Genomic DNA, 17433 nt, shown 5'->3' on the forward strand with positions numbered 1-17433 from the left:
CCGGTCGGGGGGGTGACGCCGGGGCGCGGTCACGGCTTGCGGCCGACACCGCCGTAGAGAGGGGAGAAGGCGGTGCCGCCCGCGCCCTGGGCCTCGGGCCGCCACAGCGGGCACGAGACGACGCCGGGCTCGACCAGCTCCAGGCCGTCCAGGAACCCGGCCACCTGCTCGGGGCTGCGCGGCCGGTAGGGCACGGCGCCGCTGCGGTTGTAGTCCGCCAGGCCCTTCACGTAGCGGGGGTCGGTGTCGGTGCCGTCGCGGACCGCCAGGTAGCTGCCGGAGGGCAGGGCCTCCACCAGCCGCCGCACGATCGACCTGGCCTGGTCGTAGTCGGCCACGTGCGCCAGGATGCCCATCAGCATCACGGCGACGGGCCGGTCGAAGTCGAGGGTGCGGGCGGCCTGCTTCAGGATCGTCTCCGGGTCCTCGACGTCGGCCTCGATGTAGTCGGTGGCACCCTGGGGGCTGCTGGCGAGCAGGGCGTTCGCGTGGGCGAGCACCAGGGGGTCGTTGTCGACGTAGACGATCCGGGACTCCGGGGCGGCCCGCTGGGCGACCTCGTGGGTGTTGTCCACGGTCGGCAGGCCCGTCCCGATGTCGAGGAACTGGCGGATGCCCGCCTCCTCGACCAGATACCGCACCGTGCGCCCGATGAAGTGCCGTCCGACGCGGGCGAGGGTCACGATGTCCGGGAAGACGGCCCGGATGCGTTCGCCCGCCTCGCGGTCGACCTCGTAGCAGTCCTTGCCGCCGGTCCAGTAGTCCCAGATCCGCGCCGAGTGCGGTACCGAGGTGTCGATCCGGTCCGCCCGTGCCGCCTTGCGAGGGGCATCCGCCATGAGTGAACTCCAGTTCGTCTTCGCTGCTGTCCCCAACCTATGCCGTCAACTGCCCGCTGTCGTCCACCACTCGGCACCGCCGATGGCCCTCGCCGACAGCCGTCCGTCACCGCCGTCAGCCGCCCGTCACCGCCGTCAGCCGTCCGTCGTCGCCGTCAGCCGCCCGTCGTCGTCAACCGCTCGGTCAGGATGTGCTGGAGTTCGCGGGCCGCACGGGTCGGTGAGATGTCGCCGCGGTGGGCGACGGAGATGGTGCGGTGGAGCCCAGGGGGCGCGAAGCGGGTGACACGCAGGCCGGAACGGGCCGCGACCATGCTGGGCACGACAGCCAGCCCGAGGCCCGCCCTGACGAAGCCGAGCACGGCGTCCATCTCGCCGCCCTCCACCCCGAAGACCGGCTCGAACCCGGCCTCGCGGCAGGCGGCCACGGTCAGCTCCCGCAGGTCGTAGCCGCGCCGGAACATCGCCAGCGGACGGCCCCGCAAGTCCTCGACACGGATGCGGGAGCGGCGCACCGGCGCCGGCTCGTCCAGCGGGGAGACGACGACCAGTTCCTCCCTGAGCAGCTCGAAGGTGCTCAGCACGGGCCCCTGCCCGGCGAGCGGGGTGATGATCAGCGCCAGGTCCAGTTCGCCCTCCGCCAGGACCCGCACCAGGTCCTGGGAGCCGTCCTCGTGGACGACGAGGTCGACGCCGGGGTAGCGGTCGCGGAAGGCGCGCAGCACGTCGGGGACCAGGCTGGCGCACAGGCTGGGCGGGGCCCCGAGGCGCACCCGGCCCCGGCGCAGCTGAGCGACCTCCTGCACCTCGCGGCGTGCGGTCTCGGTGTCGGCCAGCACCCGGCGGGCCATCGGCAGCAGGGCCGCTCCCGCGTCGGTGAGGGAGATGTGGCCGCGCGCCCGGTGGAAGAGCTCGGCCCCCAGTTCGCGTTCCAGCGCACGGATCTGCTGGGAGAGGGAGGGCTGGGCCACGTGCTCGCGCTGGGCCGCGCGCGTGAAGTGACGGGTGTCGGCGACGGCCACGAAGTAGCGGAGCTGCTGGAGCTGCATGGGTCCAGCTTACGGACGCACGATAGCTACTGCCTATGAGGCGAAGCCGTTTCATGTCTTGGACTGATGCCCGGGACCTTCCCTACCTTCATGACCATGGCGACGGCAACGCGCACTCCCCCCTCCTCCGCCCCGCGGACCACCCCGCCCAGGCGACCGCGGCGGCGCGGCCTCCTGCGGACGCTGTGGGGCTCCACGATCGGCAAGAAGACCGTCATGGCGGTCAGCGGACTGGTCATGCTGGCCTACCTGGTCGCGCACATGCTCGGAAACCTGAAGGTCTTCTTCGGCCCCGAGGACATGAACGGCTACGCGCACTGGCTGCGCACGATCGGCGCTCCTGTGCTGCACCACGAGTGGTTCCTGTGGCTGGTGCGGGTGGTGCTGGTGGCGGCGGTCGTGCTGCACGGCGTCTCCGCCTATCAGCTCAGCCGGCGCGACCTCGCGGCCCGTCCCGTCGCCTACCGGCACCGGCGGCACCGAGCGAGCTACGCGACCCGCACCATGCGCTGGGGCGGGATCATCCTCGCGCTGTTCCTCGTCTGGCACCTGCTCGACCTGACGACGGGCACCGTCAATCCGCGCGGCCAGGCGGGCCACCCGTACGAGAACATCGTCGCCGGGTTCCAGAACTGGTACGCGTGCGTCCTCTACCTCGTCGCCATGCTCGCCGTCGGCCTGCACGTCCAGCACGGCTTCTGGAGCGCGGCGCAGACCCTCGGGGTGACGCGCCCCGGCACCGCGCGCCTCCTCAAGGGCGGCGCGACCGCGCTCGCGGTGGTCCTGACCGCCGGCTTCCTGTCCGTACCCCTCGGCGTCATGACCGGATTGGTGGACTGATGAGCACCCCGTACGCCAGCTACCTCACCGGCGACCCGGTCGCCGACACCAAGGCACCGGACGGGCCCGTAGCCGAACGCTGGAAGCGGCGCCGCTTCGAGGCCAAGCTGGTGAACCCGGCCAACCGCCGCAAGCACACCGTGATCGTCGTCGGCACCGGGCTGGCGGGCGGCTCGGCGGGCGCGACACTGGCCGAGGCCGGGTACCACGTCGTGCAGTTCTGCTACCAGGACTCACCGCGCCGCGCCCACTCGGTCGCCGCCCAGGGCGGCATCAACGCGGCCAAGAACTACCGCAACGACGGCGACTCGGTCCAGCGGCTCTTCTACGACACCGTCAAGGGCGGCGACTTCCGCTCCCGCGAGTCCAACGTGCACCGGCTGGCGGAGATCTCCACCGCCATCATCGACCAGTGCGTCGCCCAGGGCGTCCCCTTCGCCCGTGAGTACGGCGGACTCCTGGACACCCGCTCCTTCGGCGGCGTCCAGGTCTCCCGCACCTTCTACGCCCGCGGCCAGACCGGACAGCAACTGCTGCTCGGCGCCTACCAGGCGCTCTCGCGGCAGATCGCCGCCGGCAACGTGGAGATGCACCCGCGCACCGAGATGCTCGACCTCGTCGTCCTCGACGGGCGCGCCCGCGGCATCGTCGCCCGCGACCTGCTCACCGGGCGCATCGACACCTACCTGGCGGACGCCGTGGTGCTGGCCACCGGCGGCTACGGCAACGTCTTCCACCTGTCCACCAACGCCAAGAACTCCAACGCGACCGCGATCTGGCGCGCGCACCGCAGGGGCGCGTACTTCGCCAACCCCTGCTTCACCCAGATCCACCCCACGTGCATCCCGCGCTCCGGCGACCACCAGTCGAAGCTGACGCTGATGAGCGAGTCGCTGCGCAACGACGGCCGCGTCTGGGTCCCCACGACACCCGGTGACGACCGCGCACCGCAGGACATCCCCGAGAACGAACGCGACTACTACCTGGAGCGGCTCTACCCCTCCTTCGGCAACCTCGTCCCCCGCGACATCGCCTCCCGCGCCGCCAAGAACGTCTGCGACGAGGGCCGGGGAGTGGGCCCCGGCGGCAGCCGGGGGAGGGAGGGCGTCTACCTCGACTTCGCGGAAGCGCTCGCCCGTATGGGCAGGCCGGCGGTGGAGGAGAAGTACGGCAACCTCTTCGAGATGTACGCGCGGATCACCGCCGAGGACCCCTACACGCGGCCCATGCGCATCTACCCCGCCATCCACTACACGATGGGCGGCCTGTGGGTCGACTACGACCTGATGACGACGGTCCCCGGGCTGTTCGCCGTCGGCGAGGCCAACTTCTCCGACCACGGCGCCAACCGGCTCGGCGCCTCAGCGCTGATGCAGGGCCTGGCCGACGGCTACTTCGTCCTGCCCACCACCCTGGGCGACTACCTGGCCCGCCACCCCCACGAGGACGCCGACCCGGGCCACCCCGCCGTCCACGAGGCCGTGCTGGACGTCACAGAGCGCCTGCACACCCTGGTCTCCCACCAGGGCGACCGCTCCCCCGACTCCTTCCACCGCGAACTGGGCGCACTGCTGTGGGACGAGTGCGGCATGTCCCGTACCGAGGAAGGGCTGCGCAAGGCGCTGGAGCGCATCCCCGAGCTCCGCGCCGAGTTCTGGCGGCGGGTCAGGGTGCCGGGCTGCGGCGAGGGGTTCAACCAGACCCTGGAGAAGGCCAACCGGGTGGCCGACCACCTGGAGCTGGCCGAACTGATGTGCCTGGACGCGCTGCACCGCACCGAGTCCTGCGGCGGCCACTACCGCGAGGAGTCCCGCACCGCCGACGGCGAGGCCGCGCGCAAGGACGAGGAGTTCTGCTACGCCGCCGCCTGGGAGTTCACCGGGGCCGGCCAAGCGCCCGTCCTGCACAAAGAAGACCTCCACTTCAGTGACGTCCACCCCACCCAGCGGAGCTACACGTGAACCTGACCCTGAGGATCTGGCGCCAGCAGGACGCCGCCACCGCCGGTGAGATGCGCACCTACGAGGTCGAGGACGTCTCCCCCGACATGTCGTTCCTGGAGATGCTCGACACGCTCAACGAGACGCTGATCGAGCGCGGCGAGGAGCCCGTCGCCTTCGACCACGACTGCCGCGAAGGCATCTGCGGCGCCTGCGGCATGGTCATCAACGGCCAGGCCCACGGCCCCGAGCAGACCACCACCTGCCAGCTGCACATGCGGCACTTCGCGGACGGCGACACCGTCGACGTCGAACCCTGGCGGGCCGCCGCGTTCCCCGTCGTACGGGACCTCGTCGTGGACCGCTCCGCCTTCGACCGGATCATCGGCGCCGGCGGCTACATCACCGCGCCCACCGGCTCCGCCCCCGAGGCGCACGCGACCGCCGTACCGAAACCCGCCGCCGACGCCGCGTTCGCGCACGCCGAGTGCATCGGCTGCGGCGCGTGCGTGGCCGCCTGCCCCAACGGCTCGGCCATGCTGTTCACCTCCGCCAAGGTCAACCACCTGGGCGCGCTGCCGCAGGGCGCACCCGAGCGGGAGAGCCGGGTGCTGGGCATGGTGGAGCAGATGGACGCCGAGGGGTTCGGCGGCTGCACCCTCGCGGGCGAGTGCGCCACGGCCTGCCCCAAGGGCATCCCCATGCCGTCGATCGCCGCCATGAACAGGGAGTACCTGCGGGCCGCCGCCAAGGAGTGAGCCACCTACACTCGGGGCACGATGAGTGATCCTTCGCGCCCCACCCTTCCCGAACTGGCCCGCCAGGCCCTCTCCTCGGTCCAGCGCGGCTACGACCTGCTGGCGCCGAAGTTCGACCACACGTCCTACCGCACCCCCGAAGCGGTCCTGGACGCCACGGCCGAAGCCCTCGCGCCGGACGGCCCTTTCGGTGACGGGCTGGACCTGTGCTGCGGCACCGGCGCGGGCACCCGGGTGCTCCGCCACGTGTGCGGCGGGCGCACCGTGGGCGCGGACTTCAGCGCGGGCATGCTCGCGGAGGCAAGGTTCCGGTGGGCGACCGAGCCGGAGCCCGGCCCGCACTGGGTGCGCGGCGAGGCGCACGCGCTGCCGTTCCGCCCCGGGACCTTCGACCTGGTCGTCAGCTTCGGCGCCTTCGGGCACTTCCTGCCGCAGGAGCGACCGCACCTGTTCGGGCAGGTCCGCGAAGTGCTCCGCGAGGGCGGCACGTTCGCGTTCCCGCTCGCCGCCCCGCCGCGCCCGGGGACGGCGGCCTACTTCTCGCTGCTCGGCTTCGACGCGGCGATGCGCGTCCGCAACGCCGTGTGGCGGCCGTCCTTCGTCATGTACTACCGCACCTGGCCACTGGCCGCCGTACGCCGTGACCTGGACGAGGCGGGCTTCGACGTCGCGCTGCGGGCGCTGCCCGCGCTGGGCCGGCGCGAGGACGGCTCCCCGCGCTGCCGCCTCCTCGTCGCGACCAAGCGGCCTGCCACGGCCGGCACCGCACCGAAGAAGGGAACCCCGTGACCGAGAAGGAGACCCGGACCGAGACGCGGACCGGGACATCTCCCGCCGAGCCCGAGCGGGAGCCCGCGGAGGCCTCGGAGCCCGCGGAACCCGCCAAGGCCTCCGATTCCACGGAACCCGCGGAGGCCACCCACGGTGTGGAGGACCAGGCATGGTGGTCCGGCATGGGTCCGGTCGGCGGCGCCGTCTTGATCGTGCTCGGCTCCGTCGGCGCGCTGTTCCTCTTCCTCGGCCCGTGGCAGCCCGACGACCACCTGGGGATCGCCTTCGGCTTCGCCAAGGTCGTGGCCGTCGGCCTGGTGGTGACGGGCACGACCCTCCTGAGCCGGCGACGCGGCACAGACGACTCGCAGGAAGCGGACGACGCGGGGGACGCGGGGGACGCGGACGTCACGGACGGTGCGGGGGACGCGGACCGTCCGGATGACGCGGGGGCGCGGACGCCGCGGTGAGGGCGGAGGCCCGCCTGCGCGCTCCGCCTGCGCGCCCCGGGCACCGGCCGGGCTTCTCCGGCCGGGCTTCTCACTCGGCTGACCCGGCGTCCGGGACCTCTTCGTCGAGCAGGCGCAGGAAGGCGCGAGCGGCGGGTGAGGTGCCGCTCGGGGACCACACGGCCTGCACGGTGCGCGGCGGCACCCCGGTGACGGGCACGGTGGGCAGGCCGCCCATCCGTGCCGCGGTGGCCGCCGGAACGAGTCCGAGACCGAGACGGCGGGCCACGAGCTGCTCCAGCAGCGCCATGGTGTCGGCCTCGAAGGCGACGGTACGGGTGGCGCCCGCGGCGGCGAAGGCCGCATCGACGTGCCGGCGGATCCCGGAGCCGAGCGGCATGTCGACCATGTCCTCCTCCGCGAGCCGGGCCGGCGCCACCCGCTCCGCACCGGCCAGCGGATGCCCGTGCGGGAGGAGGGCGACGAGCGCGTCGCGGGCGAGGACCCGCCCGGCCAGCCCGCGGGGCAGCGTGCCCGGGCCCGTGTCGACGAAGGCGATGTCGCAGGCGTGCTCGCGCACCTGCTGCAAGAGGTCCCGCACCAGCCGCGCGCGCAGCGTGACGCGGACGCGGGGGTGGCGTCCCCGGTAGGAGGCGAGCAGCTCGGGGAGGTCCACCGCGGTGAGCGGATGAATGGTGCCGACGACCAGGGTGCCTCCGACCTCGCTGCCGCTCGCGACGGCCTCACCGCGGGCCCGCTCCGCGGCGGCCAGCGCCTCCCGGGCGGGGCCGAGGAACCCCTCCCCCGCAGGGGTGACCCGCACGCGCCTGCTGGTGCGCTCGAACAGCCGGACGCCCAGCTCCCGTTCGAGGCGGGCGATCTGGTCGCTGAGCGAAGACTGGACGACGAAACAGCGGTGTGCGGCGCGGGTGAAGCTGCCGGTCTCGGCGACCGCGACGGCGTAGGCGAGCTGGCGGAGTTCCATCCCCGCATCGTTTCCGCCGATCGCTGTCATGGCAAGCATCTGTTGGACCGATCCGAACGCCGCGGGAGAGCATCGAGGCGAGCCGACCTCCTAGGGAAGGAAACGCCCCGTGGCCTCCTCCTCGGTCCGACCGCCCCACCCTCCGCCGCACTCCCGCGCCGCCGGGAACGGCACCGGCCCCGCCCGCGAAGACGCCGAGGGCCCGGCACGCGGCACCCTCGTACTCATGTCCGTGGCGGTGGGCGTGTGCGTGGCCGCCAACTACTACGCACAGCCCTTGCTGGACACCATCGCCCGCGAGCTGGGGCTCACCTCCCCCGCCGCCGCGCTGGTGGTGACGGTCGCCCAGGTCGGCTACGCGCTGGGACTGGTGTTCGTCCTGCCGCTCGGCGACCTGCTGGAGCGGCGCCGCCTGGTGTGCGGGCTGACCCTGGCCACCGCGGCCTCGCTCGCACTGACCGCCGCCGCCCCGAACTACGGGCTGCTGCTGGCCGGTACCGCGCTGACCGGGCTGCTGTCGGTGACCGCTCAGGTCCTCGTGCCCTTCGCCGCCGACCTGGCGCCAGGACCGCGGCGCGGCCGGGTCGTGGGCACGGTGATGAGCGGGCTGGTGCTCGGCATGCTCCTGGCCCGCACGGCCTCGGGCGCCGTGGCCGAGCTCGCCGACTGGCGCACGGTGTACTGGGCCGCCGCACTGGTGATGCTCGCCCTGACCGTGGCGCTGCGCCGCGGCCTCCCCCGCCACCGGGGAACGGCACGCCTGCGCTACCCGGCCCTGCTGCGCTCCACGGCACAACTCCTGGTGGCGGAACCGGTGTTGCGGGCGAGGGCGGCGATCGGGCTGCTGGCCTTCGCCTGTTTCGGCGTGCTGTGGGCCTCGCTCGCGTTCCTGCTGGCCGGACCCGGGTACGGCTGGTCGGACGGACGGATCGGGCTGCTCGGCCTGGCCGGGGCCTCAGGCGCGGTCGCCGCCCAGGCGGCCGGCCGCCTGGCCGACCGCGGCCGGACGACGCTGACCACCGGAGCCGGCGCGCTGGTGCTGCTGGGGTCCTGGGGCCTGCTGGCGCTGGGCGCCCACCACCTCGCCCCGCTGCTCGCCGGGATCGTCCTGCTGGACCTGGCCCACCAGGCGGTGCACATCAGCAACCAGTCGCTGATCTACGCCCTGCACCCCGACGCCCGCGGGCGTCTCACCTCCGCCTACATGACCTGCTACTTCGCCGGCGGTGCGGTCGGCTCCGCGCTGGCCGGGGCGGTGTACGCGCACACCGGCTGGCCCGGGGTGTGCGCACTCGGCACCCTGCTCACCCTGCTGCTGTGCGGGGTGTGGGCGGCCGGGCTCCCGCGGCTCCGCGCCCGGTTCAGCCGGCAGTCCGCGCCCGCCTCGGTGGTCAGCGCCACCCTCGTGGGCGGGGGTCTGCTGGTGGCCGGCGCACTGGTGATCCGGCTGGCCTGAGCTCGCGCGTGCGGGCCGTGCCCCGGGCTACGCGCGCCGCGACCTGCGCAGCACCTCGCCGCCGAGACCCAGCAGCGCCCAGAACCCGCCCTTGGGCATCGCCGCGGCGCCCACCGCGCCCACGCCCAGCAGCGTGGCGCCCGCGGTGCGTTGCGCGGCGGTGTCCCCGTGCTCCTCGGCCGAGCGCAGCAGCCGGCCGCCCATCCACAGGGCGGGTGCCGCGGCCAGGAACCAGAAGGCGGCGGCGCGGTCGCCGCGCTCGGGCACGGAGCCGACCACACCGGCGCGGGCCATGTCCGCGAGCACGTCACGGTAGAGCACCGCACCGATCGCCCCGTGCCCGACCGCCGTCGCCTGAACCCACCATCCTGCTGAACGTCGCCTCATGGGGCGATCGTAGAGGCCCCTCAGCGCACCGGGCTGCCCGCCCCGCGCAGGGTCTGCTTGACCTCGCCGATGCGCAGGTCGCCGAAGTGGAAGACGGAGGCGGCCAGTACGGCGTCGGCTCCGGCGCCGACGGCGGGCGGGAAGTGGTCGAGGCGCCCGGCGCCGCCGGAGGCGACGACGGGGAGGGTGACGTGTTTGCGGACGGCGGCGATCATCTCGGTGTCGTAGCCGTCCTTGGTGCCGTCGGCGTCCATCGAGTTGAGCAGGATCTCCCCCGCGCCCAGTTCGGCGGCGCGGTGGGCCCACTCGACGGCGTCGATGCCGGTACCGCGCCGCCCGCCGTGGGTGGTGACCTCGAACCCGGTGCCCTCGGCGCGGCGCCGCGCGTCGACGGAGAGCACCAGCACCTGGCGGCCGAACCGCTCGGCGATCTCCCGGATCAGCTCGGGGCGGGCGATCGCGGCGGTGTTGACGCCGACCTTGTCGGCGCCGGCGCGCAGCAGCCTGTCCACGTCCTCGGGGGTGCGGACGCCACCGCCGACGGTCAGCGGGATGAAGACCTGCTCGGCGGTGCGCCGCACCACCTCGTAGGTGGTCTCGCGGTCGCCGGAGGAGGCGGTGATGTCGAGGAACGTCAGCTCGTCGGCGCCCTCGGCGTCGTAGACCTTCGCCATCTCGACGGGGTCGCCCGCGTCGCGCAGGTTCTGGAAGTTGACGCCCTTGACGACCCGCCCTGCGTCCACGTCCAGGCAGGGGATGACTCGGACGGCGAGGCTCATGCCTGTGGTGCTCCTTCTGCTGCTGGGTCCGGCTGCGCCCGGTACGCCTCGACCTCCACCTCGACCACGAGGCTGGGGTCGACGAAACCGGAGACGATGACCATCGACGCGGCCGGGCGTACCTCGCCGAACAGTTCCTTGTGGGCGCGGCCGACCTCGTCCACATCCCGCGTGTGGGTGAGGAACATGCGGGTGCGCACCACGTCCCCGGCGCCCAGGCCGAGCCCCTTGAGGGCTTCCAGGGCGACCGAGAACGCGTTGACCGTCTGCTCGTAGGGGCCGCCCTCGGCGATCACCCCGTCCACCACCGAGGTGCAGCCCGCCACCAGGACCAGCCCGTTCGGCAGTTCCACGGCGCGGGAGTAGCCGAACCGCTCCTCCCACGGGGCGCCGGAGCCCACTCGGTGTATTCCGGTCATCGGGCAACCGCCTCCAACGCTTCTTCCAGGGTGAACGCCTTGGTGTAGAGCGCCTTTCCCACGATGGCGCCCTCAACACCTTCCGGCACCAGAGAGGCGATCGCCCGCAGGTCGTCGAGGCTGGACACGCCGCCGCTGGCGACCACGGGCCGGTCGGTGCGGGCGCACACGTTGCGCAGCAGTTCCAGGTTGGGCCCCTTGAGGGTGCCGTCCTTGGCGATGTCGGTGACGACGTAGCGGGCGCAGCCCTCGGCGTCCAGGCGGGCCAGTGTCTCGTACAGGTCGCCACCGTCGCGGGTCCAGCCGCGACCGCGCAGGGTGGTGCCGCGCACGTCGAGGCCGACGGCGACCGCCTCGCCGTGCTCGGCGATGACCTTGGCGACCCACTCGGGGGACTCCAGCGCGGCGGTGCCCAGGTTGACGCGGCGGCAGCCGGTGGCCAGCGCCGCCTGGAGGGAGGCGTCGTCGCGGATGCCGCCGGACAGCTCGACCTTCACGTCCATCGCGCGGGCGACCTCGGCGATCTGCTCGCGGTTGTCGCCGGTGCCGAACGCGGCGTCCAGGTCGACCAGGTGCAGCCACTCGGCACCGGCCCGCTGCCAGGCCATGGCCGCCTCCAGCGGGTCGCCGTAGGAGGTCTCGGAACCGGACTCGCCGTGGACGAGGCGGACGGCCTGGCCGTCCCGGACGTCGACGGCGGGCAGAAGCTCAAGCCGGTTGCTCACGGCGCTCTCGCTCTCAGGGCTCTCGGGGCTGACGGGGGTGGGCGTCAGCGCGGTCACAGGGCTTCGATCCAGTTGCGCAGCAACTGGGCTCCGGCGTCGCCGGACTTCTCGGGGTGGAACTGGGTGGCCCACAGCGGCCCGTTCTCCACGGCGGAGACGAACCGGCTGCCGTGCGTCGTCCAGCTGACGGCGGGGGGCCTGAGCGCCGGGTTGGCCGTCTCCAGCTCCCAGTCGTGCACCGCGTAGGAGTGCACGAAGTAGTAGCGCTCGTCGGCCGGCAGCCCCGCGAACAGCCGCGAGTCGGCCGGCGCTTCCACCGTGTTCCAGCCCATGTGCGGCACGGGGTGCTCGGCGTCGGTGGCGAGCGGCCCGACGGTGCCGGGCCACTCGTCCATGCCGTCGGCCTCGTCGCCGTGCTCGATGCCGCGCGAGAAGAGGATCTGCATACCGACGCAGATCCCCATGACGGGCCTGCCGCCGGCCAGCCGCCGCCCGATGACCCAGTGGCCGCGCGCCTCGGTCAGCCCCCGCATGCAGGCGGCGAACGCGCCGACGCCGGGCACGAGGAGGCCGTCGGCGTTCATGGCCTTGTCGTAGTCGCGGGTGATCTCCACGCGGGCCCCGGCCCGTTCCACGGCCCGCTCGGCGGAGCGGACGTTGCCGAAGCCGTAGTCGAAGACCACGACGCTCTTGGCTGCACTCATCACGACCACCAGTCCAGTCGCAGGATCCCGGCGAGCAGGGCGAGGGCGGACGCCGCGCCGAGCAGCACGACGACGCCCTTGGGCAACTGCTGCTTCCAAAACGAGATGGCTCCGCCCGCCAGGAACAGCCCGACGAAGATCAGGAGCGCGGCAAGCCCTGTCACGGCATCTCTCCGTTCGCTTCTCCGCCCGCGCGGCATCCCGCGGGCTTCTTACCCACGTGCCGCCCGGCAGCCGCGCGCGCTCCCCCAGCTACCTCCCCCAGCCTCCGGCCGGGCGGTGCCCCCAGGCGGTGCCCCCAGCTCACAGAGCGCCCTTGGTGGAGGGGATCCCCGTCTGGCGCGGGTCGATCTCGCTGGCGTAGCGCAGGGCGCGGGCCAGCGCCTTGAACTGGCACTCCACGATGTGGTGCGCGTTGCGCCCGTACGGGACGTGGACGTGCAGCGCGACCTGCGCCTGGGCCACGAAGGACTCCAGGATGTGCCGGGTCATCGTCGTGTCGTACGAGCCGATCATCGGGGCGATGTTCTCGGGCTCGGTGTGCACGAGATAGGGGCGGCCCGACAGGTCGACCGTCACCTGGGCGAGCGACTCGTCCAGCGGCACCGAGGCGTTCGCGAACCGGACGATGCCGCGCTTGTCGCCGAGCGCCTGCCGGAAGGCGGCGCCGAGCGCCAGCGAGGTGTCCTCGATGGTGTGGTGGCTGTCGATGTGCAGGTCGCCGTCGGTCTTGACCGTCAGGTCGAACAGGCCGTGGCGGCCGAGCTGGTCGAGCATGTGGTCGTAGAAGCCCACCCCCGTCGAGACGTCGACCTCGCCGGTGCCGTCGAGGTCGATCTCGACGGTGACGGACGTCTCCTTGGTGGTGCGCTCCACCCGGCCCTTGCGCGTCATGCTTCGCTCTTCTCCTTCAGCTCCTTCGTCACGGCTCGCACCGCGTCGAGGAAGGCGTCGTTCTCCTGAGGCGTCCCCGCCGAGACCCGCAGCCAGCCGGGCACACCGTTGTCCCTGACCAGCACCCCGTGCCCCAGCAGCGCCTCCCACACCGCGTGGGATCCGGCCGCGCCGTCGAAGCGGCCGAACTGCACGAAGTTGGCGTCCGACTCGGTGACCTCCAAGCCCATGGCCCGCAGCTCGCGCACCAGCCGGTCGCGCTCGGTCTTCAACTGCTCGACGTAGCCGAGCAGGGTGTCGGTGTACTCCAGCGCCGCCAGCGCGGTGGCCTGGGTGACGGCCGAGAGGTGGTACGGCAGCCGCACCAGCTGCACCGCGTCGACCACGGCCGGGTCGGCGGCCAGGTAGCCCAGCCGCAGCCCGGCGGCGCCGAACGCCTTGGACATGGTGCGCGAGAGCACCAGCGTGGGACGGCCCTCGATCAGCGGCAGCAGCGAGGGGCGGTGCGAGAACTCGCCGTAGGCCTCGTCCACCACCACCAGCGCCCCGCGTTCGGGGCGCGCCGCCTGCGCCGCCTCGTACAGCGCGAGGACCGTCTCCTCGCCGACGGCGGTGCCGGTCGGGTTGTTCGGCGAGCAGATGAAGACCACGTCGGGCCGGTGCTCGGCGATGGCGGCGACGGCCGCCTCGGTGTCGATGGTGAAGTCGTCGTTGCGCGGCCCGGAGATCCAGCCGGTGCCGGTGCCGCGCGAGATCAGCGCGTGCATCGAGTACGACGGCTCGAAGCCCAGCGCGACCCTGTCCGGGCCGCCGAACGCCTGGAGGAGTTGCTGGAGCACCTCGTTGGAGCCGTTGGCCGCCCACACCTGCTCGCGCGTGACGGGGTGCCCCGCGGTGCGCGACAGGTAGTCCGCGAGCCGGGTCCGCAGCTCGACCGCGTCGCGGTCGGGGTAGCGGTTCAGCTCGCGGGCCGCCTCGGTGACGCGTTCGGCGATGCGGGCCACCAGCTCCTCGGGGAGCGGATACGGATTCTCGTTCGTGTTCAGCCGCACGGGGACGTCCAACTGCGGGGCGCCGTAGGGCGACTTGCCGCGCAGCTCGTCCCTCAGCGGCAGCGCGTCCAACGAGGACACGGAGGAATTGCCGGTCACGGAACTCAACGGACCTTCGGAACCTTCCACTCGCTGTGCTTGCCGCGTTCGTCTCCGACGCCGTGCTTGCCGCGTTCGTCTCCGACAAAACGGGCCTTCAGCGCGGCGCCGTGCGCGGGCAGATCCTCCGCCTCGGCCAGGGCGACGACGTGCGGGGTGATCTCGGCCAGCGCGTCGCGGGAGTAGTCGACGACGTGGATGCCGCGCAGGAAGGACTGGACCGACAGGCCCGAGGAGTGGCAGGCGCAGCCCCCGGTGGGCAGCACGTGGTTGGAGCCCGCGGCGTAGTCGCCGAGCGAGACGGGCGCGTACGGGCCGACGAAGACGGCACCCGCGTTGACGACCCGGGCCGCCCACCCGGCGGCGTCCTCGGTCTGGATCTCCAGGTGCTCGGCGGCGTACGCGTTGACGACCGCCAGACCGCTCTCCAGGGAGTCGACGAGCACGATGCCCGACTGCCGGCCCGCCAGCGCCTCGGCGATGCGCTCGCTGTGCTTGGTGGCGGGCACCTGCGCCGCCAGCTCCGCCTCGACGGCCTCGGCCAGCGCCTCGGAGGGGGTGACCAGGACGGCGGCGGCCACCACGTCGTGCTCGGCCTGGCTGATCAGGTCGGCGGCGACGTGGGCCGGGTCGGCGGAGTCGTCGGCGAGGATGGCGATCTCCGTGGGCCCTGCCTCGGAGTCGATGCCGATGACGCCCTTGAGCAGCCGCTTGGCCGCGGCCACGTAGATGTTGCCGGGCCCGGTGACCAGCTGCACCGGGGCGCACTCGGCGGTGCCGTACGCGAACATCGCCACGGCCTGGGCGCCGCCCGCCGCGTACACCTCGTCCACGCCCAGCAGCGCGCAGGCGGCCAGGATGGTGGGGTGCGGCAGGCCGCCGAACTCCTTCTGGGCCGGCGAGGCGACGGCCAGCGAGCCGACACCGGCCTCCTGCGCGGGCACCACGTTCATCACGACCGACGACGGGTAGACGGCGCGCCCGCCCGGCACGTACAGGCCGACGCGCTCGACGGGCACCCACCGCTCGGTGACGGTGCCGCCCGGCACGACCCGCACCGTGGAGTCGGTGCGCCGCTGGTCGTGGTGGACGATCCGGGCCCGCCTGATCGACTCCTCCAGCGCGGCCCGCACGGCCGGGTCCAGCTCGTCGAGCGCCCTGGTCAGCGCCTCGGCGGGCACCCGCAGGCGCTCCAGGCGGACGCCGTCGAACTTCTCCGTGTACTCGATCACCGCCGCCGCGCCACGATGCCGCACGTCGTCGCAGATGGGCCGCACCTTGTGCAGGGCGGCCTCGACGTCGAGCTCGGCACGGGGCAGCAGGTCGCGGTCGATGGTCCCGCTCGCCGGGCCCGGGGCCGGCGAGGAACCACGCAGATCGATTCGGGAGATCACACCTCCAAGTCTCTCAGACCCGCGACACGTGACCGCCGCCCGTATCAGAGGCTGATACACGTCACACGCCGTTCCACACGACCACGCGGGAGGTTTGTCGCCTCGTGCGTTCATCCCGTCACAGAGCGGGAAGGGAAGCGGTACGACCACCACGTTCGCGCCCGCGGCCACGACTGTTCCGGGGGCTGCCGAGCGTGACCGCGACCGTTCGATCGAGGGGGAGACACGTGAGCGAGCCAGCGGACTCCGGCGAGCCGCCGCCGGGGCTGCGGTTGACGACCGCCGAGTGGGGGCTGTGGCAGGCCTTCCGCAACGGCACCGAGCACGATCTGCGCTGCGGCGAGGCCGAGCTGGACGACCCCAACGGCGACCACCCCTGGGGCCCGGAGCGCACCGTGCGGGCCCGGGTGATCGCGCTGCTGCTGCTGCACGGTCCTCCGCCGCTGCTGGGCCGGGTGGCCTCCCTCCACCTGACCGGCGCGTCCGTCACCGGCTGCCTGGACCTGGCCGGCGGGTCCGTCGAGCCCTACTTCGAGCTGCGGTCCTGCCGCTTCGAGGACGAGGTGCGGATGCCGGAAGCCCGGGTGAGCACCGCGCGCTTCGTCGACTGCTACCTGCCCCGCTTCGACGCGGCCCGGCTGACCACCGAGGGCGACCTGCACCTGCCCCGGTGCAGCATCCCGGAGGGCATCAAGCTGACGGACGCCACGATCGGCACCGATCTGCTGCTGAACGAGGCCACCGTCGGCAGCGGACGGCGCACCCGGGCCATCGCCGCCGACGGGGTCAACGTCTCCCAGGAGCTCCAGGCCAGTCTGCTGGTCACCGACGGACAGGTCAGCCTGCGCGGCGCGGCGGTCGGCAGCTCCCTGCACATGTTCGGCTCCGTACTGCGCAACCCGCGCGGTCGCGTCGCCCTGTACGCGCCGCAGATGACCGTCGACCAGGTGGCCAGCTTCGCCGACGCGGGCCGCGGCAACGCCCCGCAGCTCTACGGCGCCACCCCGCCGACCGGCACCCGCTACGACTTCTCCACCCAGGGCGGCACACGGTGGAGGACCAAGCACTTCGAGTGCACCGGCGGCATGGTGCTGGACGACGGGCGGTTCGGCTCCTCGCTGGTGATCGAGAACGCCCGGCTGGAGATGCAGCGGGACCAGGAGCTGTCGCTGCGGCGCATCAGCACGCCGGAGCTGACCTTCACCCCGCAGCTGCCCGAGCGCGGCCTGGTCGTGCTGTCGGGGGCGAGTGTGGAGAAGCTGATGGACCGCGCCTCCAGCTGGCCGCAGGACCACCGGCTGTGGATGGCGGGCTTCACCTACGCGCACGCCATCCCCAAGGAGGGCCACTTCAACGTCCGTGAGCGGCTCCAGTGGATCAACGCGGCCACCGCGGAGTACGCGCCCGAGCCCTACGAGCAGCTCGCGGCCATGTACCGCAACAGCGGCGAGGACACCAACGCGCGGATCGTGCTGCTCGCCAAACAGCGCCGCCGCCGCGAGACGCTGCCGCTGCCCGGCAAGGTGTGGGGCGTCCTGCAGGACTGGACGGTGGCCTACGGCTACCGCCCGGCGCAGGCCGCGCTGTGGATGGTCCTCCTCTGGCTGACAGGGGCACTGCTGTTCGAGGCGCACCGGCCGACCGCGCTCAAGGACGGCGAGGCGCCCCACTGGAACGCCACCCTCTACGCACTGGACCTGCTGCTGCCCGTCATCTCGTTCGGCCAGGACACCGCCTGGAACCCGGCGGGCGGCTACCAGTGGATCGCCGCGGTGATGGTCCTCGCGGGCTGGGTGCTGGCCACGACAGTGGCCGCGGGCGCCACCCGGCTGCTGCGCCGGCAGTAGCGCCCTCCCCACGGCCGCGGGGGCGGCAAAGGCGGCGGGAGGACGG

At 73.0% G+C, this 17433-nt stretch carries 19 protein-coding genes; 7 read left to right on the plus strand and 12 right to left on the minus strand.

All coding sequences use genetic code 11. The annotated features are described in order from the left end of the window. Positions 1-29: 29 nt before the first annotated feature. On the minus strand, positions 30-839 hold the full coding sequence (locus AB8Z75_RS17890; RefSeq protein WP_369203137.1) for an SAM-dependent methyltransferase: 810 nt from the start codon (positions 837-839) through the stop codon (positions 30-32). A 155-nt stretch (positions 840-994) separates the two neighbouring features. Then, positions 995-1888 carry a LysR family transcriptional regulator gene (locus AB8Z75_RS17895; protein ID WP_369203139.1) on the minus strand — a complete coding sequence of 298 codons (894 nt, stop codon included), beginning with the start codon at positions 1886-1888 and terminating at the stop codon, positions 995-997. A 96-nt stretch (positions 1889-1984) separates the two neighbouring features. On the opposite strand from AB8Z75_RS17895, the gene AB8Z75_RS17900 reads away from it, so the two are divergent. The 5 genes from AB8Z75_RS17900 to AB8Z75_RS17920 are packed head-to-tail and all read left to right on the plus strand — an operon-like array spanning position 1985 to position 6667. Continuing rightward, positions 1985-2728 (plus strand): succinate dehydrogenase cytochrome b subunit, encoded by a 744-nt coding sequence (locus AB8Z75_RS17900; protein WP_369203141.1) that lies wholly within the window; start codon positions 1985-1987, stop codon positions 2726-2728. Continuing rightward, the gene (locus tag AB8Z75_RS17905) at positions 2728-4689 is read left to right on the plus strand and encodes a fumarate reductase/succinate dehydrogenase flavoprotein subunit (protein ID WP_369203143.1); all 1962 of its coding nucleotides are present in this window, start codon (positions 2728-2730) and stop codon (positions 4687-4689) included. The genes AB8Z75_RS17900 and AB8Z75_RS17905 overlap by 1 nt, the downstream gene beginning before the upstream one ends. Beyond that, positions 4686-5426, plus strand: coding sequence for a succinate dehydrogenase/fumarate reductase iron-sulfur subunit (locus AB8Z75_RS17910; RefSeq protein WP_369203145.1), 741 nt, complete (start codon positions 4686-4688; stop codon positions 5424-5426). The genes AB8Z75_RS17905 and AB8Z75_RS17910 overlap by 4 nt, the downstream gene beginning before the upstream one ends. A 21-nt stretch (positions 5427-5447) precedes the next feature. Then, on the plus strand, positions 5448-6215 hold the full coding sequence (locus AB8Z75_RS17915; RefSeq protein WP_369203147.1) for a class I SAM-dependent methyltransferase: 768 nt from the start codon (positions 5448-5450) through the stop codon (positions 6213-6215). After that, the gene (locus tag AB8Z75_RS17920) at positions 6212-6667 is read left to right on the plus strand and encodes a hypothetical protein (RefSeq protein WP_369203149.1); all 456 of its coding nucleotides are present in this window, start codon (positions 6212-6214) and stop codon (positions 6665-6667) included. Before AB8Z75_RS17915 ends, AB8Z75_RS17920 begins: the two co-directional genes overlap by 4 nt. Positions 6668-6737: 70 nt before the next feature. On the opposite strand, the gene AB8Z75_RS17925 is transcribed toward AB8Z75_RS17920, so the two are convergent. Continuing rightward, positions 6738-7631 carry a LysR family transcriptional regulator gene (locus AB8Z75_RS17925; RefSeq protein WP_369203151.1) on the minus strand — a complete coding sequence of 298 codons (894 nt, stop codon included), beginning with the start codon at positions 7629-7631 and terminating at the stop codon, positions 6738-6740. A 109-nt stretch (positions 7632-7740) separates the two neighbouring features. Between AB8Z75_RS17925 and AB8Z75_RS17930 the strand changes: the two genes are divergently transcribed. Continuing rightward, a complete protein-coding gene (locus AB8Z75_RS17930) occupies positions 7741-9087 on the plus strand; it encodes an MFS transporter (RefSeq protein WP_369203153.1) in 1347 nt (448 codons plus the stop codon). Between the two features lie 27 nt (positions 9088-9114). Here the strand turns inward: AB8Z75_RS17930 and AB8Z75_RS17935 are convergent, their stop codons facing one another. The 9 genes from AB8Z75_RS17935 to hisD form a co-directional block, all read right to left on the minus strand. Continuing rightward, positions 9115-9474 (minus strand): DUF6463 family protein, encoded by a 360-nt coding sequence (locus AB8Z75_RS17935; RefSeq protein ID WP_369203155.1) that lies wholly within the window; start codon positions 9472-9474, stop codon positions 9115-9117. A gap of 20 nt (positions 9475-9494) precedes the next feature. Next, positions 9495-10253: an imidazole glycerol phosphate synthase subunit HisF gene (gene hisF, locus AB8Z75_RS17940; RefSeq protein WP_369203157.1), complete on the minus strand. Its 759-nt coding sequence runs from the start codon at positions 10251-10253 to the stop codon at positions 9495-9497. Then, a complete protein-coding gene (locus tag AB8Z75_RS17945; RefSeq protein ID WP_369203159.1) occupies positions 10250-10672 on the minus strand; it encodes a RidA family protein in 423 nt (140 codons plus the stop codon). The genes hisF and AB8Z75_RS17945 overlap by 4 nt, the downstream gene beginning before the upstream one ends. After that, positions 10669-11397, minus strand: a complete 729-nt coding sequence (priA, locus tag AB8Z75_RS17950) for a bifunctional 1-(5-phosphoribosyl)-5-((5-phosphoribosylamino)methylideneamino)imidazole-4-carboxamide isomerase/phosphoribosylanthranilate isomerase PriA (RefSeq protein WP_369203169.1) — start codon at positions 11395-11397, stop codon at positions 10669-10671. Before priA ends, AB8Z75_RS17945 begins: the two co-directional genes overlap by 4 nt. 53 nt (positions 11398-11450) lie before the next feature. Then, complete coding sequence (hisH, locus tag AB8Z75_RS17955; protein ID WP_369203161.1) at positions 11451-12101, minus strand: imidazole glycerol phosphate synthase subunit HisH; 651 nt, start codon at positions 12099-12101, stop codon at positions 11451-11453. After that, positions 12101-12265: a hypothetical protein gene (locus AB8Z75_RS17960; RefSeq protein WP_181856503.1), complete on the minus strand. Its 165-nt coding sequence runs from the start codon at positions 12263-12265 to the stop codon at positions 12101-12103. The genes hisH and AB8Z75_RS17960 overlap by 1 nt, the downstream gene beginning before the upstream one ends. Positions 12266-12404: 139 nt before the next feature. Beyond that, positions 12405-12995: an imidazoleglycerol-phosphate dehydratase HisB gene (hisB, locus tag AB8Z75_RS17965; protein WP_114022701.1), complete on the minus strand. Its 591-nt coding sequence runs from the start codon at positions 12993-12995 to the stop codon at positions 12405-12407. Continuing rightward, positions 12992-14146, minus strand: coding sequence for a histidinol-phosphate transaminase (locus AB8Z75_RS17970; protein ID WP_369203164.1), 1155 nt, complete (start codon positions 14144-14146; stop codon positions 12992-12994). The genes hisB and AB8Z75_RS17970 overlap by 4 nt, the downstream gene beginning before the upstream one ends. 5 nt (positions 14147-14151) lie before the next feature. Beyond that, complete coding sequence (gene hisD, locus AB8Z75_RS17975; RefSeq protein ID WP_369203166.1) at positions 14152-15540, minus strand: histidinol dehydrogenase; 1389 nt, start codon at positions 15538-15540, stop codon at positions 14152-14154. Between the two features lie 227 nt (positions 15541-15767). On the opposite strand from hisD, the gene AB8Z75_RS17980 reads away from it, so the two are divergent. Further along, a complete protein-coding gene (locus tag AB8Z75_RS17980; protein WP_369203168.1) occupies positions 15768-17387 on the plus strand; it encodes an oxidoreductase in 1620 nt (539 codons plus the stop codon). The last annotated feature ends 46 nt before the right edge of the window (positions 17388-17433 follow it).

The organism is Streptomyces sp. PU-14G, from assembly GCF_041028275.1.
GTDB lineage: Bacteria > Actinomycetota > Actinomycetes > Streptomycetales > Streptomycetaceae > Streptomyces.